Genomic DNA, 20,147 nt, shown 5'->3' with positions numbered 1-20,147 from the left:
CGTAATGAACATACTATGTAATAAATTACAGTTCTCGAGTAACTCGAGAGCAATATCGTCACGTCCAAAATCGTTATTGAAGCGTAATGCGTTAGGGCTTGCTGCGTTATTTTTTGCACAAGTGAGCACTGCTGCTGTGTGCGAATACGAAATAAAAAATGAATGGAACAACGGCTTTGGAGCTGAAATTTCTGTAACCAATAATGGTGATCAGCCTCTTGCGGACTGGAGTGTCGCTCTGGAGTGGGCTGATGGCGCAACGATAGCCGATGGCTGGAATGCAACTTATGATTGCTCTGGCAGTGCTTGTGATATAACTGGGCCAAACTGGAAACGCACTATTGAACCAGGTGCAACTTACAGCTTTGGTTTTAATGGGCAGAAAGCGCAAAGTGGTGCAGCTGCAACGGCCCCAGTTTTTGGTGGAGATTGTATTGCGGCCCCTGTTGGGCCTGATGTTCTTTGGGTACTTAATGGTGGTGCATCTTCCATTAAATATATGTCACTAAAAAAGGGCCAAGTTGCTGAGCTCAATACCTTTAAAGCAGCAAGTGGTGATCCGGCTCTTGCAGGTTCGATTGATAAAGAAGGGCATTCAATTTTGTCGATCGATCTAAATGATGTGTCGACTAATGTTGAAATACGTAATCAGCGCGTCAAAGAAACTTTATTTGAAGTGGATGTTATGCCAACGGCCTTTTTTGAGGTAGAGGTTAATACCGCCGATATTAGCTCTATGGCTGTGGGCTCGACAAAAGTGACCTCTTTAAGCGGCGGTTTTAGTCTGCATGCTGTGCGACAAGATATTACTGTTGATGTATTGCTAACAAAACTTTCTGAGTCTGAGTTGCGTGTATCGACCTTGAAGCCCGTTATGCTAAAAAGTGAAAACTTCGATATGTCTAGAGGCATAGAGGCGCTTAGGCTTGTTGCAAATTTATCGTCAATCAGCCGCACGGTGCCGGTGTATTTCGACCTTCGTTACAGTGCTAATGACAGCGTTGATACCGCGCCAGCTGCTAAGCCTGACACTCCGTCGGCGCCTACTAGTCTAGAAGTTAATTTTGATGCTGTTGCATCGACGGCAACGTTAACCTGGCAAGATAATAGCGACAACGAAAGCGGGTTTATTATTCGCCGTAAGCCGGTTGGTGGTGTGTGGTCAACCTCCAAAGTTGTGGCTGGAAACGTAAATTCATATGAAGAAACTCTGCCAGAGACGGGTGAGTTTGAATACAAGGTAATAGCTCTTAATGAAGGGGTTCCTTCTACTGAGTCTAATATTGCTCTGGTTACGGTGACAGAAGCGGACCCTATTGCTTTAGGCGAGCATCTTTATACCGAATCATGCTCAACTTGCCATGGTGTTGATGCAGAAGGTAATAGCTTTGCCCCAGCCTTAGATACGCCGCGTGATGTTAACCAAATGATTGAATACATTATTGCCGAAATGCCAATAGGTGACCCTACTGCGTGTGATCGTGAATGTGCTGAAAGTATTGCCGCTTATGTGCAAACACTTTGGGAAGTGGCAATTTCGTGTGATCGATCCGTTGCCCCAGTCAGTTACGGTGCTCGTCAACTTAAAATTCTGACTAAAGCTGAATATCAAAATTCACTTGTTGATCTATTTTCCATTGATTTTAATGCTGGAGAGAAACTTTCTGCTGATGACAAAATAGGTTTGTTTTCGAATAAAACACACTCATCTATTGTTGCTTCTTCATACAGTAATTATCTACTGGTAGCCGAAGAGGTTGCACAATGGGCTTATGACAAGGATTTTGCTCCCGCTTTAACGTGTTCGAGTTTTGATGCTGCTTGTGCCGACAACTTTATTGATAACTTTGCTCATAAAGTATTCCGTCGCCCTCTAACGGCTGAAGAAACCAATATGTATCGTGATATGGCCAATGGTACTCATAGCGATAATGATGTAAAAGAGGGGCTTAAAATGGCGGTTGAAGCTATGCTTTCATCGCCGCAGTTCTTATATCGTCATGAGCTTGGTGAGCCTAATCCTGATAACTCAGACATTGATTCAGATGCTTTTGAATTAACCTCTTATGAGATGGCAAGCTTCTTATCGTATACCTTTGCAGGTACAACTCCTGACGATATCTTATTGGCCGCAGCTGCAAATAATGAGTTGCGCACCGATGCGGGTATTCTTGCTCAGGCTCAGCGTTTAGCTGAAAACTCTAAAGGTGTTATGGGTGATTTTATTGGTGAATGGTTAAGTATTTCAGACCTTGAAATGGTGACTAAAGACGCCGAAGCATGGCCTGGTTTTAGTTCAGTTGCCGGGCATATGGAGCAAGAAGCCAAAGAAGTCTTTGCTCATGTTATGTTGGATGAAAATGAGAGTTTTGCGTCTTTTTATTATTCAGACTACACCTTCCTTAATGAGGAGTTGGCTAGCTACTACGGCATACCAGGGGTAACTGGATCAAATATGCGCAAAGTCAGTAGTAGTAATCGCAGTGGTATTTTGGCAAATGGTGCCTTTATGTCTCGCTGGGGTGAATCGTTAGAAACCTCACCGATTTTGCGAGCTGTACGTGTGCGAAACCGCATGTTGTGTCAGGAGGTTCCACCACCACCGGCAGGTACCTTTGAGGCTCGAGAAGAAAAACTTGCTGAGCTGTCTGATTTACTACAAGACCCTGCTACAACCAACCGTGTTAAGTATCATCGTTTAACTGAAGATGCCCCTTGTACGACATGTCATACCACGCAAATTAACCCACTTGGTTTTGGTATGGAGGATTTTGACACCGTAGGTCGTGTGCGTGATGCGGATTTGAATGGCAACATGATTGATGCCATGGGTGAGTTGTTTGCACCAAATGATTATAGCAAGACAGATGAAGTAGAGCCGTTTACAGGTGCTGTAGGCCTGGGTGAAGTTCTTGCGACCTTGCCTTCCGCTCAGGCATGTATTCCTAAGCAGATGTTCCGTTATTTCACTGGTGTTGGTCATGATCAAATCGATCCAAGTAATCCTGAAGGTGCGCAGCTAGCTGAAGCTGAAAAGGTAGGCTACGCCTGTGCGATTGAAGATCTAACTAACTCTATGATGAATAATAGCCCGAGATCCATGCTAGAAAGCTTCGGTGTTTTGGAAGCCGTACGTTATCGAAAAGCTTGGTCACGAAATTAATACGCTCACACGTTGATGAATTTAAGGTTATTAAAATGAATAAAGATTTAGAACATCAAACAAACATGAAACGTCGTAGCTTATTAAAAACATTTGCTGCGTCAGGTATTTCAACTGCGCTACTGCGGAGCTCTCCGTTGTTAACAGGCATGCTGATGTCTCGCCATGCTGACGCTCAGACTTCTTCTGGCCCCAATAAGTGCGTCACGATTTATATTCCCGGTGGTGGTATTCACGATATGTGGGCACCGCAAGGCACGGGGGAAGATATGAGTCTAGGCGCTATGTCTGCTCTGTATGAACCTGTAAAAACGGAATGTAATTTTCTGCTTAACATGAGCCACACAAATGGTGGGCATGGTGTTATGCCTCTGATTTTGTCTAATAATTGGAATGCAGAAAGTTTTGATGTGTTTATGGGACGGCAGCTCGGGCCTAATACGCCTTTTCGCTACCTGAATTTAGGTGTGCATAGTAATGGTCATGGAACCCTAACTAAGGAAGGCACCACCACAGTGCCTTTCCAAGATAACCCGTTTAATGTATTTAATTTGATTTTTGGCAGCAGCACAGGTTCTGCTGGCAATGCTAAAACACAAATTTTAAATGCACATACCCAAGCTTTGAATTCCATTAAAACAAAGCTGGCCGGTTATGAAGTGGAGCGCATGAATGAGCACCTTGATGCTATCTCTGATACGCAAAGGCGTTTAGACGAACTTGCCGGCGGCAGTGTTTCTTGCGCTGCTGCGCCAAGCCTAAATGAATTTGAGCTCACGTTTGATACCTTTACGCGTCAGGCTCATTTGCAAGCTGACCTAATTGTATCGGCCTTAAAGTGTAATTTAACCAGCTCATGTTCCTTGGCTTTTGGTAATCATCAGTCTGAATTTCGTATTCCGGAGTTAAACTATAAAGGCTCTTATCACCAGTCTATTCATGGTGGTAGTAACGGTCTTCCAAACTATCCATATTATGTAGAAATGCGAGCTCACCTAGGTAGCCTTACTGCTTACTTAATTAATAAATTAAGAAGCGAGGGCATTCTTGATAGCACGATTGTTGTTGAAACAACCGATATGGGCCATGCTGATTTACACAGCAATAGCGATGTACCTATGCTTCTTGCAGGCGGTGGCACGGCTATGAATCGCGGTGTGACAACAGCAGGGTCTGGTTATAATCAACGGGATTTATTGCAAACTGCTGCAAGTATGTGTGGTGTTGATTTAGGTTTTGGTAATGTTATACCGGGTGTAGCTGCTAGCGCCTAATGCTCTCTATATCTATGTTCGGGTTGTATATGACCCGGACATAGATTCTTATCCTGCCTCCCTTTTTATTACTTTACTGTTTACCCCCCTTCTTGTGACATAGCGTATAAGCAGCTTTACTAATTTACGCCCGCGACAAGTATGTCGTATGTATTCTTAAAAAAAGAATATGCCTCCGTGCTCATGCTTGGTGTTCTAGCATGACATCTTACTCCATGCTCAAATTTGATCTTATAGTGGTGAATGAAGGTAAGTGAAGTGGCGAGTAACTTATTTCGAGGCCCTATATTACTATGGCAACCGACAGGTTATCTGTAATTGGTTGCGAGAGAAGTATTCCGGCCTCTGCTGAGTGAGTGGATAAGTGAGTTGTATCTATCACTGTATGGGTTCACCTGTAAGGCGCAGAGGGGGGCTAGATGGCTCGATGCTGTGGCAAGGGGAAAGAGGCGACCGAATTCGAGCTATTAGCCTAGTATGATATCAGCTCTGATATCATAGCCTTTAACGCTGCACAATTGAGCTGCCTGGCAGCTGCTTAAGTAAAGAACAGGATAGACATCATGCACGAAATAAACTGCCCTCACTGCAAAAAAGCCTTCAAGGTCGATGAAGCTGGATATGCCGATATCTTGAAGCAGGTACGCGATAGTGAGTTTGAACAGCAAATTCATGAGCGGCTAGAGCTTGCTGAGAAGGAGAAGATTAACGCAGTGCAGCTTGCTAAAGAGCAAGCCGGCAATGAAATGCAAAAAGCGGCTTCAGCGAAAGATGCACAGATTCAAGAGTTAAAACTAAAGCTTGATGCCGGTGAGGTCGCTCAGAAACTTGCTGTTACTGAAGCACTTAAGACGATAGAAAAAGAGCGTGATGCCTTAGCCAGTGAGTTACAGCAGGCAAAAATAGATAGTCAGAATGCTTCTAAGCTGGCCGCTGCCAATCACTCTAATAAGTTGCAGGAAACCTCAGCAGGCAAAGATGCCGAGATCCTTCAGCTTAAGGCTAAGCTAAGCGCCAGCGAAGATGCGCAAAAACACGCTGTGACAGAAGCGGTTAATGCTGCTGAAAAGCAACGTGATCAACTTAAAAATGAGCTTGAGCGAGCCAAGCTAGAAAAAGAACTTGCTGAATCTTCACTCAAAGATAAATATGAAATACGCATTAAAGATAGGGATCACGAAATTGAACGATTGCGAGATATGAAAGCTCGCTTATCGACCAAAATGGTTGGTGAAACCCTAGAACAACACTGTGAAACTGAGTTTAATCGTATTCGCGCAACCGCTTTCCCGCGAGCCTATTTTGAAAAAGATAATGATGCACGAACAGGGAGTAAGGGTGACTATATCTTTCGTGACGCTGATGAAAACGATACCGAGAGTGTATCGATCATGTTTGAGATGAAGAACGAAAGTGATCAAACAGCCACTAAGAAAAAGAACGAAGACTTCTTTAAAGAACTCGACAAAGATCGCAATGAAAAACAGTGTGAATATGCCGTACTTGTTTCACTGCTTGAGCCTGAGAGCGAGCTTTATAATTCGGGTATTGTTGATGTGTCTCATCGCTATCCTAAGATGTATGTTATTCGGCCTCAGTTTTTTATCCCCATCATCACTTTGTTGCGTAATGCAGCCCTGAACTCTCTGAAATACAAAGCAGAACTCGAGGTGGTTAAAGCGCAGCATGTTGATATTACTAATTTTGAGAATGAGCTCGATGCATTCCGATCGGGCTTTGCTCGCAATTATGAGCTTGCTTCTAAGAAGTTTAAAACTGCGATTAGTGAAATCGATAAAACCATTGATCACTTGCAAAAAACAAAAGATGCCTTGCTGGGGTCTGAGAATAACTTACGCCTTGCCAATAACAAAGCAGATGACCTCACTGTTAAAAAACTAACCAAAAAAAATCCTACGATGGCTGCGAAATTTGAAGAGCTTAAAAAAGGCTAAATTATCAGGCTTATGCGCTTTAGCTTGTTTCTGGGAGCAACTATTAGCTCTGACGCTGATAAATATGAATGTGAAGGGCTTACCTTAAATAAGTGGTAAGGAACAAGGGACAATGATGGAAGTCAATAAGCATGTAGAGCCTACGGGCGGCGAACAAGCGTACGAAAGAAAAGTTATTAAGCAGCGTGGATTTTGGTTAAGCGCTTTTTTACTGTTAATGATGCTAACAAATCCATTGACAGCCCTGAGCTATTTTGTTTTTCCGGAATTTATGTCTTTGCTGTCTGACAATTTTGTGGTTTCTATTGTCTACGTTATGGGGATTTTAGCCTTGCTTAATACTGCTTTCGCGATAGCTATGTGGAACTGGAAGAAACTAGGTGTCTATGGTTTTTATGCTACATCGGCTGTTGCATGTGTTATAAATCTTTATGTTGGTTTAGGTGTCTTTGGGTCCTTAATAGGGCTTATTGGTCCTGCCGTTGTTTGGCTGACAACACGTAGTCGCTGGCAGCACTTTTCATAGTGTCTTTACGTTTTATTTAGGTCTGCGTCTCTGCTCTTAATAGAATACCCGTGGTATGCTCCTGAGACGGGAGCTGATCGGCTCCGAGTAAGTTTTGCAATTGAAAGCGGGCTGTCATTATGAGTAGAGCGTGTAAGAGATTTCAGCGCTAATAGTTAAGGGGATTTCCCTTAGTCGTTATGAGTTTAAATCTGGTCCTAAAACATCCGAACCATGCAGCAGAAGAGCGGTTGTTACATTAAGCTCAAAACTCAGCGTTAATTCATACATCAGTTCTTTATAACGGTGCTGAATTGAACTGATCTGAACTGAACTAAGCCAAGCCAAAGCACGAGACCATGATTTTTGGGGCGTTTGAAAGCGAGTCGTTTGGCTAATCTGGGGGCACTGCCAGTAGCCAGAGCAAAGGCTCTGGCTAGGTTGGTTTTTGGCTAGGGCAGTGGCATTGGCTCAAAATCTAATCGGTCTATACGCCATGTACTCTGTTGCTCTGTACTGTCTTTAGCTGCAGTGCGTATGCTTAAGCGATGTTGCCCAGGTTCTACTGAAAAATAACCAATGTAGATACGCTTATAGCCCTCTTCGTTGTTGTCACTCGCTATGTCGGTGGTTTTTATAAGTTCGCCATCCAACAAGAGCTCTATCTGTGAGCCTGTGAAAGGGGCTGAAATAGTCGCATAAACATTATAGGTTGCGTCGTAAAGATTTGTGTCACAGCGCTGGCCACCATGTACGTAACCTGTTGTGATATCGTAGCCTGCAGACGCTCCAGTTAAATCACTGCTAATACCACTGACTGCTCCAGAGCTAAATTGAGTGAAGCCATCGCTGTCGTCAAAATCTTCGGCCTCTATATACAGAGGCATTGCTAAAATAGGTTCGTTGGTATTCTCCTTGAGTGTGAACTCAAAGGCATCGGCGTTCCACTCCCAATCGTTGGTGGTATTACCTGCAGCCTCTACACGCATAGTGATATTGCCCGCTGGTAGTTCCACTAGGCCAACATTAGTTTGGAAGTTGTCCCAGTCTGCGCTAAAGCCTATTTCTTGATAGAGGCTGGCACCATTACTGAAGGTGATCTGAGCCGCAGCACCTTGCATTGGCGTGGCTGCGAGAATATTTAACTCGTAAGTGCCTGCTTCATCGATTCGAATGTCGTACTCTAACCAGTCACCGGTTTGGTTATGATTAATGCCCTGTTCACCGTTTGGTGTTAAGTAAGCCGTTGCGCCTCCGTAAGTACCGCCGCTGCGCTGATAGCGTTCGGCTTCAATTCGGGTTAAGCCTTTAGGTTGTGGAGGCTCGGGGCCAAAAACAATTTTTGATGCATTCCACTCCCAAGTGCTAGCTGTATTACCTGCGCTTTTTACATTGACTGTACTTGAGCCGTAAGAGATATTAACTGGATCGTTAAATCTTACGGGTACAAAGTTGTCCCAGCCACCGGTATTGGGGATATTGGCACGAACGGTACGTCCACCTACAGAAATTTCCGCCACTGCACCACTCTCGGGGCTCGCCGCATAAATCACGGCAGCGTAGCTGCCTTGTGCGTACCAATCATTAAATTCTTGGTAGTATTTTGCCCAGTCGCCGCGCTGATTATAATTAATAGCAATGGTGCCGTTAGCGTCATAAATTTCAAAGCCGTTGTAGTCACCGCCTGTACTTGTGAAGCTGGCAAGATTAAGGGTCGGGAAGTTTATTTTACTAAATGATGAATGTGGCGTTGGGTTGCTAACAGGGTAGGGCTGTGGATATACATCGTTTGCTTCTGCTGGGATGATGGCTGCCGGTGTCATTGTTGGCATTGGTGCGGGACCCGGTGCTGGGCTGTATCCCGGAGAGCCTGGAGGGCATTCATCATATGCCAAGACTACGGGTGTAAAATTTGATACACCGGCAATACACAATCCAAGGGCTAATGGTAATTTCTTTACTTGCATCATTATTATCTACTCCATTATGTAGGCGGCCTACTACCCGTTGTTTAAGCTTCTCTGCTATAGGGTATGCATTAATGACAACCCGATGGGGCTGTATTAGTTGGCCTTAATTAGAAAGTCTTAATTGAATTACAGATGCCATCGGTCGTTATTATTATCTTGTGCCTTAACCGAACTGTAAGTTAAAACCATACCTTAATTATGGGTATTAACAAGCTATTAGTGTAGAGTTAAAAGGGCTAAAGCCGCCTTCTTCAGTTTTAGTTTGGTTGCCTTGGCGTTTTTTAAATGAGTTTGCTGTTTTTACAGGTCTAGCTAAAAACCTAGGTGCTATTGGGTCTTTAAGGATAGGGTTATGTCGCCGTCTTGTGTTTTTTTGTCTGTTGTTATTTTTATTGTTTCTACGCTTTATTCGTTGCCGTCTTTTTCAGACAAGCTAGCTGTTGATTGGGATGCCAATATCGAGCATGGTAAGGTTTTAAAACATCGTCTTTTCCACTCCAAGATAACGGGGCTGAGTTACCCTTATCATGTCTATCTTCCTGTAGCTTACTCTTCGAACTCTAAGTCTTATCCTGTGATCTACGCCACTGACGCTCAGTGGGTCTTTAATATGTTTGCTGAAGAGGCCGACCTGCATTCGCTAGAGCTTATTATCATTGGTATAGAGGAAGGGCCGCGCTTTAGTAAGCGTCGAAATGTCGACTATAGCTTCCCCGGGCAGTTAGATTATCTTCACTTTTTAACAAAAGAATTTATCCCGGTGATTGAGGCGGAATATCGTATTGATAGTAACAATCGCAGTCTTCAAGGGTTGTCGCTAGGTGGCTCGTTTGTGGTTTCAGCTTTGTTCTCACCTAGAGGAGAAGGCAGTTATTTTAAGAATTATTTGTCTTTTGATGCTCCGTTTCAATATCAGTCTAAAGAGCTTAATGAGTTAATTAAGGCACATTATCAGAAGCAATCGAAGTTTGATGCACGCTTGTTTCTCACCTCTGCTAGCAAGGGGAATGCTCGCGCAGTTCAGTCTTTTAGTCAGTGGCTTAATGGTTTAGGTTTTAATGGTCTAGATATTGAGTACAAAGATTTTGATGCTGAACACAATGAGATTTCTAATTATTCACTCCCTTGGGTTCTTGAGCGTTTGTAGTTTATAAAGAATAAGTAGATTGGTTGTTTTTACTCCTTTCCAAGGTGTTAATTTCACTCTTGAGAGGGGGGAGCTGCTTGGGAGGGGGGTATCGAGAGTGTTGCTTAAGAGTAGAAGGTGTTGTCTTGTTTAGTTTGTTATTTAATTGCTATTTAAAATGATTAAAGCGCCACATAAAGTACTTTATATGGCGCTTTCCTAATTTCTTTGTTACTGAACTGTATAGGTAGCCGTATTAGATACAGGCTGATAGTAGCCATCTATAAACTGATGGAGATAAACTTCAAAAGAGCTTCCTGGGCTGTTATTGAAATATGTATAGGAAAGCTCATTTGATGCAAGGCGTTGTAGAACAGTATTTCCATCTTTGATAATAACCCAGGTTAGGCTATCTCCTAAGCTGCCACTTCGAGTTAGCTTAGAGATGAGCTAGCCCGAAGCAATATGCTCTTGAGATATACCTACCCTAACTTCTTGTCGGTCTATTACTCATCGTCGTCCAAATTCATCAGGCTGGTATTGCCTCCAGAGGCAGTGGTATTGATGCTAATGGTTTTCTCCGTTACTAAACGCTGTATTAAGGTGTCGTTATATTCGGCACTAATTACAGGTAAAATGGCTCCCTCGCGTTCGCTTAGTTGTTTACTAAAATAGCCCATTCGAGCGCTATTACTATCGACTACTGTTGCTGTAATATCTTGATGGTGTAGCAGGGCTTTAAGTTGGTTATGTCTAACGACTTGCAGGGCTCCTTCGGTTGCCCCACACGCTATTAGTTGCTCTTTAATTGCTTTGGCTTCTTCATAGAAAATATCTGATACGGCGGTAATAACGGTATTACCCACTGCCAAGGCTGAAATAATGGCCATTAGCCAGAAACTGAATTTAGTATCTTGGTCGGCGTAGCAAACTATACAGCCTCGGGCTTCTAGATATAAAAGGTTGGTTTCGCCTGTGGGGCCTGTTAATAAGGCTGGCTTCTTAAGGCGCTTTTCGATAAGTGTTAGCTGGGCACGAGAATCTGAGAGTGATTTTGCTAGGTCGTCAGCCAACTCATCGACAATATCAACGGTTGCCACTTTAGCTAAGAGTTGGCGCATTACGGAAATACGATCATTAAGCTCGGTACAGCGCCAAATTTTATCGGCTTTTAAAGCAAGCTCCATAATACCGTCTATATGTTCACGAGCAGTGCCAGCATCTTCCATAGTGATATTGGCGTTGCTGTTGTAGTTAATAGAGTCAGCACTAGGTGTGTGTTTTTCTTTTACAAGGCGTTTTAAATAATGAGGGCCACCAGCTTTGGGGCCAGTACCAGAAAGGCCTCTGCCGCCAAAAGGTTGGGTGCCGACAATAGCGCCAATCATATTGCGATTAATATAAATATTTCCTGCGCGTAGCTTGTGGGCAAGCTTGTGGCAGCGCTCTTCTATACGGCTATGTATAGCCATAGTGAGGCCAAAACCACTTTGATTTATTTGCTCTATAACACTATCTAATTCGTCGGCTTTATAGCGAATAATATGAACAATAGGGCCAAAGACCTCTTTGGTTAATACTGAAAGGTGACTTAATTCATAAAGGCGTGGCGCAAACAGATTGTGCTCTTGATGCCCCATATTCGGCATGGGGCATTCAAACAATAATCTATTTTGGGCATCTGTTTGTTTTTGCGCACGCATATAGTTGACATGTTCTTGCAGCGCACTAAGTGCTTTATGGTCGATTACTGGGCCGACATCGGTTGCCAGCCACTGCGGGTCACCTATTTTTAGTTCTTTCATTGCCCCTATAAGCATGGCTATTATTGTTTCTGCAATATCTTCTTGTAGATATAGTACTCGCAGGGCAGAGCAGCGTTGGCCAGCGCTTTGAAAGCCAGATTTAATTACATCGTCACACACTTGTTCTGGCAGTGCGGTGGAGTCTACGATCATGCAGTTTTGCCCACCGGTTTCAGCAATAAGAGGTACTTGCTTACCGCCGCGTTCAGCTAGAATTTTTGAAATTAAACGGCCCGTTGTTGTTGATCCGGTAAACATAACCGCTTGAATACGTTTATCGCTGACTATGTGTTCTCCAGCGGTATGACCGTCTGAAAAAACAAGTTGCACTACATCTTTAGGTAGTCCTACTGTGTGCATAAGTTCTAAGCCGCGTTTTGCAATTAAGCATGTTTGTTCGGCAGGTTTGGCAATAACGGTATTACCAGTCACGATGGCAGCTGCAACTTGGCCTATGAAGATGGCCAGTGGGAAGTTCCATGGGCTAATACACAATACAACACCACGCGCTTCTAAGCGTTCATCCTGCGCTAATTCTTCTGCGCGAGCGGCGTAGTAGCGGCAAAAATCAACGGCTTCACGAACTTCGTCAATGCTGTCGCTGGTGAGCTTGCCCGCCTCTTTGATGCATATTGCTATCAATTCATCGCGATGTCGTTCGAGAATATCGGCGCTGCGGCGTAAGATATTTGTGCGTTTTTTAATTTTGTAAGACGACCAGCTTTTAAAAGCAGATTCTGCTTTGCTCACCAAGTTTTTTATTTCCTTGGCACTGTGGAATTGCAGCTGTCCTAAGCATTCACTGTGTAGTGCCGGATTGACGATATTCTTTGTATTGGAATTTACTTTGTTGGAAGTGCTAATGTTACTGTCTGCCCAGGCATCAACATGTTTTTTTAGTGCGCTAAGGCGTTTTATATCAGTGATGTCCAAGCCTTTTGAGTTTTTGCGCTCGGCCCCATAGAGTTGGCTGGGCAGCTTAATATGAGCGTTGCGTTTATTCTCTAGGTCTTGCAGTTTCTCTACGGGGTCTGGCAATAATTCTTCAACGGCTTTGCTGTCGTCGACAATCGCATTAACAAATGAGGAGTTGGCTCCGTTTTCTAATAAGCGGCGCACTAAATAGGCCAGTAAGTCTTCATGCTCTCCTACTGGAGCATAAACTCGGCATTGCACATGCTCATTTAATACAACTTGGTCATAGAGTGATTCACCCATGCCGTGTAAGCGTTGAAACTCAAAACCTTGTCTATCATCTTGGGCGAGTTCCAAAATGGTGGCTACGGTGTAGGCATTATGGGTCGCAAACTGAGGGTAAATAACATCGCGAGCAGCCATTAATTTAATCGCGCAGGCCTTGTAACTGACATCCGTTGTGGCTTTTCGAGTAAACACGGGGAAGTCGTGCATACCACTTTCTTGTGCGGTTTTTATTTCTGAGTCCCAATAGGCTCCTTTGACCAGCCTCAGCATTATTTTTCGGCCTGTGCGCCGAGCTAGAGCTTCTATCCAGTCAATAACAAAAATAGCGCGTTTTTGATAGGCCTGTACGGCGATGCCAAAACCTTGCCAGTTGCCTAGTTCGGCATCACTAAATACGTTTTCAATAATGTCCAGAGAAAGTTCAAGGCGACGCGCTTCTTCTGCGTCGATGGTAAAACCGATGTCATAGTCTTTAGCTACAAGGGCTAAGGCTTTTAATTTGGGTATCAGTTCAGCCAAGACTCGCTCTTGTTGTTCAAACTCATAACGCGGATGTAAGGCAGATAATTTAACTGAAATACCCGGGCTTAAAATAGGGCCTCTGCTAGCGGCAGCTTTGCCTAGAGCGTGAATAGCTTTAAGGTAGGCATTGTAAAAACGCTCGGCGTCAAGCATGGTTCGGGCGCCTTCACCAAGCATGTCGTAGGAATAGACATAGCCTTTGGTTTCTGTGTCTTTGGCGCGTTCAATGGCTTGATCAATATGGCTCGCCATGACAAATTGCTTGCCCATAACTTTCATGGCGAGCTGTACCGAGGCGCGGATAGCGGGTTCTCCTAAGCGGCCTAAGGTGCGCTTTAATAGGCCAAATTTATCAGCTTGGTTTTTGTTGCCATAGTTAACCACTTTACCGGTAATCAATAGGCCCCAGCTTGAAACATTAACAAACAGGCTATCACTATGGCCTAAGTGTTGGCTCCATTCGCCTTTTGCGAGTTTATCTCGAATCAATTCATCTTGAGTCTCTTGGTCGGGTACCCGTAATAAGGCCTCCGCTAAACACATAAGCATCACACCCTCTTCAGAGGAGAGGCTGTACTCATTTAACAACGCATTAACACCGGACTCTTCGGTTTTACGAATATTGATCACAAGTTGGCGCGCACGCTCCCAAGCTCGGCTGCGGGCGCTTACCCCAATTTCGGCCAGAGGCAGGATATGGTCAACAACTTGCTCCTCATCGGCGCGATAGAACTGCCTAATCGTTTGTCGCAGGGGGCAATCTGTATCTAGCTTGTGTTGAAATAACATAGGCCTTTATTTCCTAGTGAGCTGTGTTGTTGCTGTTTTTTATGTCTCTTTGCTGGCGTATATTTCTTTAATTGTAGCTCTGCATTTATGTGTTTTAGTCTGTAGCTGTTTTAAGTTCACTATGCCATTTAGGGTTTTGCCAATGGCCTTAGTCATAGTGCCATGAAGCGCCTAGTGTAGGTGAAAAAATAAAGAATGATTGAATGTGGTTAGTCGGCAGTTGATAAGCCGTTTTACTGTGAGGCTATATAGTGGCTTGAGTTATAGTCTTATGATCAATTTATTGTGATTGTTTAATGATGATTAATCTCGGTTCTTAGTCTTATAACGTGTTTATTTAGGTTCGAGTTTTATTGAGAGGAAGTAAACTGATTACTTTTGAGTTGATAGTTAACCGTTTTTTTTAATAGTGTTTGAGCTTTCTCTCTTGGCTCGTTTACACCTGTTTATTCTGATGACTTGGTTGCGGCTAAGATCCCTCAAACTGAGTATTGGCGGGCCTTATTGGCAATAAGGTCTATATTAAAGCTAGCCATATCAAAACTTCAGTCTTGAGCTTTGGTACACTATGTCGAAATGTTTTGAGAACTACACTATGAAACTTGGATTAAGAACACTGCTTACGTGTTTATGTACATTATTTGTCACAACAGTGTCCGCTGCGGACAAAAGGCCTAACATTGTTGTCATCCTTTCTGATGACGCAGGTTATACCGATTTAGGCAGTTTTGGTGGCGAGATTGATACGCCCAATTTAGATCAGTTGGCCGCTGAAGGTATGCGTCTTAGCTCTTTTTATAGTAATGCGCGTTGTAGCCCTACACGTGCATCATTATTAACGGGGGTTGATGCCTCTCATGTTGGTTTTGGCGGTGGTGTCGTTGGGGACTGGGTGCGAGAGTTACCTTTCCCTGCTCACCGAGGTCGTCTGCCTTATAAGCAACCCTTAATCTCTGAGCTTCTAGCTGGTAACGGCTATCAAACCATGATGGTGGGTAAGTGGCACTTAGGTGGCAGCTATATCATTGATAACCCTAAGGGTATGAGCCAGGCGTGGATAGATAGCCATCCGCCGAGCATGAAACTCACCAAAGAAGAAATGGAGCTCGATTATTTGGGGCTGCCTCCTCAGCGTGGTTTTGAAGAAAGTTTTGTCTGGATAGGGGCTCAAGGTAATTTGTTTTTTACTGCTCAAGATAGGCATGAGTATTATGAGGGCAATAAAAAAGCGACTTTGCCTTATACGCAAGAATATACCATGCATCAATTTGCGGATAACCCTTGGGCGCGTAAGAATTACACTGCTAACCATGGTCGAACAGCCAAAGCTTTTTACGCCACTGATGGTATGACCGATCGTGGTGTTGAAATGTTGGATGAAGCTGCAAAATCAGATAAGCCGTTTTTTATGTACGTTGCCTATCGTGCGCCTCATTTACCCCTGCAGGCGCCGGAAGAGCTTGTGCAGAAGTATTTAAAACGTTATAGCGATTTGCAAAAAGTAGCAGATGCTCGACATGCCGGTTTGGTTGAACAAGGGCTTTATCCTAAAGATGCGCCCGCGCGTAATGTTAATTGGATGTGGACAAAACAGAGCAAAGAAAAGGTTGAGCAGTATCGCCTTAAAGCAGCCTTACATGGCGCGATGATGGAAAAGCTGGATGATAACGTTGGCAAGTTAGTTAAAGAATTAAAAGACTCAGGTGAATACGACAATACCATCATTGTTTATGTTTCTGACAATGGTGGTGCGGCTCATATTGGCGATCTAATGAATGTGCCTTATGCAGGCGTTAAAGCCTTGCTGTGGGAAGGCGGTGCGAGAACTCATGGTATTGTCAGTTGGCCCAAGCGTATTAAGGCGGGCAGTATTAGTGATGATATTATTTGGGTCGGGGACTTAATGCCTACATTCTTAGAGGTATCTAACACAGAGTTTCCAAAAGAATTTCGTGGCAGTAAACCGCGGCCGATGGATGGACGCAGTGTATTGCCTGCCTTAGAAGGGGAAAAACAAGCGCCACCGGAAGCCTTATACTGGAATGACAAAGGGCAGCAAAGCCTTATTTATGAGGGGCGTTGGAAGTTGCTGATAGAGCCAGGCTGGTATCTACAGACACTCGCAAAAGAGGGTATTGCTTATGAACTTTATGACCTGAGTGTGGACCCTGGTGAGGTGAATAACTTGGCAGAGAAAAAGCCTAAGCTATTGAAAAAGCTCTTAGCGATCACTGAAGAGATGCGAATAGAGAGTAAGGTTGTTGATTACTCTGAAATTATTAAGTTAAAACCGCGCGACCCATACTAGTGGGCTAATGCAGCCTTTGTGGCCGCATGGCGGTCACAGAGGTTTAGCATGAATCAAGACAATACCAGTAGCTCCAGCTCTCATTCCACGCCCCATCTTAAATTAGGCGAGCTAAGCCTCTTTTGTGGAAAAATGGGCGCGGGCAAGTCAACAAAAGCGAAACAGCTCAGCGCAGATACCGGTGCGGTACTATTCGTTGAAGATGAGTGGCTGGCCAGTCTCTTTCCTGAACAAGTTCGTACTCTGCAAGACTATATAAAGTACTCCCGCAGAATCAAACCTATCGTTAAACAACACGTGCAATCCATATTACTTGCGGGCACAAGCGTGGTAATGGATTTTCCTGCTAACACTGTTGCTCAGCGTACGTGGCTCTTTAGTATATTCTCAGAGATAGGCGCCTTGCATCGTCTTTATTATCTAGATGTCGACGATAGTACCTGCCTTCGTCATATCGAAAAACGCCGTATAGAGCAACCACAGAGAGCCGCAACCGATACTGCTGAAATGTTTGAGGCGATGGCGAAGTATTTTGTAGCGCCTAAACCCGAAGAGGGCTTTAAGCTTGTTTACCTTGCCAACAAGCAGCAGGTCTGCCTTTAAGATCTACTAGGTACTGGGCGGGTTAGCTTTTGCTCTGCTCAATATGTTTGATCCTCTGGATGATGTCTTCGGCTTCGGCTGTGATTAATGAATACGATTTAATATCTCCATTTCTTTGGGCTCGCATAGCTAATTCTAATTTTCTTTCGTAAAGCTTGTGTAGCTTTTTAACCGGGTTGGTTTTAAAAAGTGAAAACATAACAAGGTCCAATTATAAGTGGCTAATGTCTTTACGTGGCCTTCGGGTTTTTAGTTTTTATTTTTTTAGCTCGTTTGGGATGATCTAAAATTTAGGAATTTACGTAGACATTCATACATGTAGCTATAAGGTGTGAGGTGTCTATTGGCTCGTTTAAATCATGACAGCATTGAAAGCATGCCCCAGCGTTATTTAACGAGGTTAATGAACAGTTTGCCTGGTTTTAAAAGCGCTAATCTTATTGGTTCTATCGACTCAGATGGTTTAACTAATGTGGCTATGTTCAGCTCTGTCGTACATTTGGGGGCATCACCGCCGCTTATTGGTTTTATTACCCGCCCTGGTAGTGTCGAGAGACATACCCTAGAGAATATTCGGCAAACTCAAAGCTTTACGATTAATCATGTCAGTGAGGTGTTTTGGCTACAAGCCCATCAAACATCAGCACGCTATTCAAAGACCGAAAGTGAGTTCAGCTTGTGTGGTTTATCCCCTTCATTTATTGACGGTGTGCAGGCTCCCTTCGTGGAAGAGAGTCAGTTGAAATATGCCTTGACGCTAAAACAGATTATACCGATTCCGTTAAATGGCACTCAGCTAGTCATTGGTGAAGTTACTGATGTGCTTTGTTCTCCGTCTGCAATTAAAAAAGATGGTTATATTGATATTGAGTCGCTAGGTTCTGTGAGTGTTTCGGGGCTAGACAGTTACCACATTAGTAAGAGGCTCTCTCGCCTTAGTTATGCCAAACCAGATCGTAAACTGCGTAAAATACCACTCAATGGCTTGGAGCTAGATGCGTATGAATAAAGCTGTTGAGCAGCCTGTGTTGCGTATATTCTATGACGGTTTATGCCCTATCTGTAGTTTGGAAATGAACAAGCTCAAACAGTGTGATCAGCAGAAACGTATTCATGTTGTTGATTTACATACGCCCGATTTCGAACAACTATATCCCCACATCGACCTTACTGAGGCGCTATCGATATTGCACGGTGAGTATAAAGGCTCTGTGATTTTAGGCTTAGACGTCACTCATCGCGCATGGACTCTTGTTGGTAAGGCCTTTTATGTTGCGCCACTACAATGGCCGGTATTTAAGCCGTTTGCTGGGTTTATTTATAGGCGTTTTGCTCGATATCGAAAGCCTATTTCCAATTTCTTGTACCGGCGTTTAGGAGTTGGTCATGATGCTTCCTTAGCATGTCAACGTGGGCGCTGTTATGAAAAATGAAGTGGCCATTGTTATTGGGGCAGGTAGTGAGATTGCCAAGGCTTTAGTGCTTAAGCTGCATAAACAGATGTTGGTGGTCGCGCTAAGTCGTGACCTTAGTTATTATTGTCAAGCTCAGTTAGAGCATGTCCATAAGGTTGAGATTAGTACTTACTCGGAGTCTAATATTGCGCATGCGGCTGAGCTAATAAATATAAAGATACAGGGCTATTCACGTATCAATATCTTTGTGTGCAATGGCCTTTTACATAATGAACGTTGTTTCCCGGAAAAACGTATAGAAGATTTTAGTGCAGATTCCTTTTCTGAAATTATGTCGGCTAACGCATTAACAGCTATGTTGTGGCTTAAGTACTTAACACCTTTGATGGCATCTAAGATTAGTTGTAAAGTTGTTGTTTTTAGCGCTAGGGTTGGAAGTATTGGCGATAATCAATTAGGCGGGTGGTATAGCTATAGAGCTTCAAAAGCTGCACTTAACATGCTGCTGAAGTGTGTGTCGATTGAATTTAGCCGACGAGCTAAAAATATTAAGTTAATTTCTTTTCATCCCGGTACAACCGATAGCCCTTTGTCTAAGCCGTTTCAAAAAAATGTGGCTAAAGACAAGCTCTTTACTAGTGACTTTGTTGCAGGTCGATTAATCGACATTATTGAACAAGCAGAGTTAGATGGTGAACTTAGCTATCTCGACTGGCAAGGTAACAGCATTGTGTGGTGATTTTATTAGGCTAAGTAAGATTTTTTTCTTTCGTCGTATTTTCGTAATGCGAATACTTTATAAGAAGCTTTCAGCTAATCTAGTGCTGGAGGTTCAGTTTGAGGTTGTTCAAGTTTCGCTCCCTATCTAACATTGAGTTTGTTCTCGATATTATCTACAACCAGCGTTTGTATTGCGCGACCTACGATAAATTGAATGATCCTTTTGAGGGACTTTTCCTTTCCAATTTGTTGGACCTATCTAAGCAACCTTCGGGTTCTCGCCTATTACCCAGTGGTACAGGTGTTTACCGCTTATTAGCTAGTGCCAAACATTTAAACAATGGCATACTAGAAAAATCACGTATTTGCAGCCTGAGCCGCTCTATGGCGGATGTGCGGCTTTGGTCTTATTACGGTGACGGTCATACGGGTATTGCGATTGAGATTGAAGTCGATAGAGATGAGGCCTCTATCAATAAAGTTGAGTACGGTGAAAACCTACCTGAGTTTAATTTAGATTCGGACAGTGCTTACGATGTTTGCTCTTTGTTAAAGAGTAAAACCATGCACTGGAGCCATGAGCAAGAGTATCGTGTGATCACTTCTCAAAAGTATTTTTGTATTAAAGAAAAGGTTAAAGCAATCTATCTAGGTAGTCGCGTGAGTAATTTTCATGCCGATATTCTTAAAAAAGCCGTGGCAGGTCGTATTCCTATTTATCACACTGTGATCAACCCCAGTTCGGTAGAGGTAGAAGTCGAGAGAAATCGTGTGGACTGTGAAAGTTGA

The 20,147-nt window shown here is 43.6% G+C and carries 14 protein-coding genes; 11 read left to right on the top strand and 3 right to left on the bottom strand.

All coding sequences use genetic code 11. The features are described 5' to 3' along the window. The first annotated feature begins 4 nt into the window (after positions 1-4). The 4 genes from AB1S55_RS17960 (at position 5) to AB1S55_RS17945 (ending at position 6,918) form a co-directional block, all read left to right on the top strand. Entirely contained in the window at positions 5-3,163 is a 3,159-nt protein-coding gene (locus AB1S55_RS17960; RefSeq protein WP_370979568.1) for a DUF1592 domain-containing protein, read from the top strand. A 35-nt stretch (positions 3,164-3,198) separates the two neighbouring features. Then, positions 3,199-4,437, top strand: coding sequence for a DUF1552 domain-containing protein (locus AB1S55_RS17955; RefSeq protein WP_370979567.1), 1,239 nt, complete (start codon positions 3,199-3,201; stop codon positions 4,435-4,437). A 563-nt stretch (positions 4,438-5,000) separates the two neighbouring features. Beyond that, positions 5,001-6,392, top strand: coding sequence for a DUF2130 domain-containing protein (locus AB1S55_RS17950; RefSeq protein ID WP_370979566.1), 1,392 nt, complete (start codon positions 5,001-5,003; stop codon positions 6,390-6,392). A gap of 112 nt (positions 6,393-6,504) precedes the next feature. After that, the gene (locus AB1S55_RS17945) at positions 6,505-6,918 is read left to right on the top strand and encodes a hypothetical protein (RefSeq protein WP_370979565.1); all 414 of its coding nucleotides are present in this window, start codon (positions 6,505-6,507) and stop codon (positions 6,916-6,918) included. A 431-nt stretch (positions 6,919-7,349) separates the two neighbouring features. On the opposite strand, the gene AB1S55_RS17940 is transcribed toward AB1S55_RS17945, so the two are convergent. Continuing rightward, positions 7,350-8,867 carry a carbohydrate-binding protein gene (locus AB1S55_RS17940; protein ID WP_370979564.1) on the bottom strand — a complete coding sequence of 506 codons (1,518 nt, stop codon included), beginning with the start codon at positions 8,865-8,867 and terminating at the stop codon, positions 7,350-7,352. A 352-nt stretch (positions 8,868-9,219) separates the two neighbouring features. Between AB1S55_RS17940 and AB1S55_RS17935 the strand changes: the two genes are divergently transcribed. After that, positions 9,220-10,014 carry an alpha/beta hydrolase gene (locus tag AB1S55_RS17935; RefSeq protein ID WP_370979563.1) on the top strand — a complete coding sequence of 265 codons (795 nt, stop codon included), beginning with the start codon at positions 9,220-9,222 and terminating at the stop codon, positions 10,012-10,014. Positions 10,015-10,499: 485 nt separating this feature from the next. Here the strand turns inward: AB1S55_RS17935 and putA are convergent, their stop codons facing one another. Beyond that, the gene (gene putA, locus AB1S55_RS17930; RefSeq protein ID WP_370979562.1) at positions 10,500-14,312 is read right to left on the bottom strand and encodes a bifunctional proline dehydrogenase/L-glutamate gamma-semialdehyde dehydrogenase PutA; all 3,813 of its coding nucleotides are present in this window, start codon (positions 14,310-14,312) and stop codon (positions 10,500-10,502) included. Between the two features lie 595 nt (positions 14,313-14,907). Between putA and AB1S55_RS17925 the strand changes: the two genes are divergently transcribed. Further along, positions 14,908-16,620 (top strand): sulfatase-like hydrolase/transferase, encoded by a 1,713-nt coding sequence (locus AB1S55_RS17925; RefSeq protein WP_370979561.1) that lies wholly within the window; start codon positions 14,908-14,910, stop codon positions 16,618-16,620. A 48-nt stretch (positions 16,621-16,668) separates the two neighbouring features. Continuing rightward, positions 16,669-17,223: an AAA family ATPase gene (locus AB1S55_RS17920; RefSeq protein WP_370979560.1), complete on the top strand. Its 555-nt coding sequence runs from the start codon at positions 16,669-16,671 to the stop codon at positions 17,221-17,223. A 22-nt stretch (positions 17,224-17,245) separates the two neighbouring features. Here AB1S55_RS17920 and AB1S55_RS17915 read toward each other — a convergent pair whose 3' ends face one another. After that, positions 17,246-17,422 carry a DUF6435 family protein gene (locus AB1S55_RS17915; protein ID WP_370979559.1) on the bottom strand — a complete coding sequence of 59 codons (177 nt, stop codon included), beginning with the start codon at positions 17,420-17,422 and terminating at the stop codon, positions 17,246-17,248. 204 nt (positions 17,423-17,626) lie between these two features. Between AB1S55_RS17915 and AB1S55_RS17910 the strand changes: the two genes are divergently transcribed. The 4 genes from AB1S55_RS17910 (at position 17,627) to AB1S55_RS17895 (ending at position 20,147) form a co-directional block, all read left to right on the top strand. Further along, complete coding sequence (locus AB1S55_RS17910; RefSeq protein ID WP_370979558.1) at positions 17,627-18,232, top strand: flavin reductase family protein; 606 nt, start codon at positions 17,627-17,629, stop codon at positions 18,230-18,232. Next, on the top strand, positions 18,225-18,656 hold the full coding sequence (locus AB1S55_RS17905; protein WP_370979557.1) for a thiol-disulfide oxidoreductase DCC family protein: 432 nt from the start codon (positions 18,225-18,227) through the stop codon (positions 18,654-18,656). The genes AB1S55_RS17910 and AB1S55_RS17905 overlap by 8 nt, the downstream gene beginning before the upstream one ends. Next, positions 18,646-19,377, top strand: a complete 732-nt coding sequence (locus AB1S55_RS17900) for an SDR family NAD(P)-dependent oxidoreductase (protein ID WP_370979556.1) — start codon at positions 18,646-18,648, stop codon at positions 19,375-19,377. Before AB1S55_RS17905 ends, AB1S55_RS17900 begins: the two co-directional genes overlap by 11 nt. A 98-nt stretch (positions 19,378-19,475) precedes the next feature. Beyond that, positions 19,476-20,147: a DUF2971 domain-containing protein gene (locus AB1S55_RS17895; protein ID WP_370979555.1), complete on the top strand. Its 672-nt coding sequence runs from the start codon at positions 19,476-19,478 to the stop codon at positions 20,145-20,147.

The sequence above is a fragment of the Agaribacterium sp. ZY112 genome (assembly GCF_041346925.1).
GTDB lineage: Bacteria > Pseudomonadota > Gammaproteobacteria > Pseudomonadales > Cellvibrionaceae > Agaribacterium.
Note: the sequence above shows the minus strand (reverse complement) of the source record. Positions and strands in the feature narration are given on the sequence as shown.

Coding starts and splice junctions, on each gene's coding strand:
- AB1S55_RS17950 (WP_370979566.1), top strand. CDS start 5,001: ATGCACGAAATAAACTGCCCTCACTGCAAAAAAGCCTTCAAGGTCGAT.
- AB1S55_RS17920 (WP_370979560.1), top strand. CDS start 16,669: ATGAATCAAGACAATACCAGTAGCTCCAGCTCTCATTCCACGCCCCAT.
- AB1S55_RS17960 (WP_370979568.1), top strand. CDS start 5: ATGAACATACTATGTAATAAATTACAGTTCTCGAGTAACTCGAGAGCA.
- AB1S55_RS17925 (WP_370979561.1), top strand. CDS start 14,908: ATGAAACTTGGATTAAGAACACTGCTTACGTGTTTATGTACATTATTT.
- AB1S55_RS17955 (WP_370979567.1), top strand. CDS start 3,199: ATGAATAAAGATTTAGAACATCAAACAAACATGAAACGTCGTAGCTTA.
- AB1S55_RS17915 (WP_370979559.1), bottom strand. CDS start 17,422: ATGTTTTCACTTTTTAAAACCAACCCGGTTAAAAAGCTACACAAGCTT.
- AB1S55_RS17910 (WP_370979558.1), top strand. CDS start 17,627: ATGAACAGTTTGCCTGGTTTTAAAAGCGCTAATCTTATTGGTTCTATC.
- AB1S55_RS17900 (WP_370979556.1), top strand. CDS start 18,646: ATGAAAAATGAAGTGGCCATTGTTATTGGGGCAGGTAGTGAGATTGCC.
- AB1S55_RS17945 (WP_370979565.1), top strand. CDS start 6,505: ATGATGGAAGTCAATAAGCATGTAGAGCCTACGGGCGGCGAACAAGCG.
- AB1S55_RS17935 (WP_370979563.1), top strand. CDS start 9,220: ATGTCGCCGTCTTGTGTTTTTTTGTCTGTTGTTATTTTTATTGTTTCT.
- putA (WP_370979562.1), bottom strand. CDS start 14,312: ATGTTATTTCAACACAAGCTAGATACAGATTGCCCCCTGCGACAAACG.
- AB1S55_RS17940 (WP_370979564.1), bottom strand. CDS start 8,867: ATGATGCAAGTAAAGAAATTACCATTAGCCCTTGGATTGTGTATTGCC.
- AB1S55_RS17905 (WP_370979557.1), top strand. CDS start 18,225: ATGAATAAAGCTGTTGAGCAGCCTGTGTTGCGTATATTCTATGACGGT.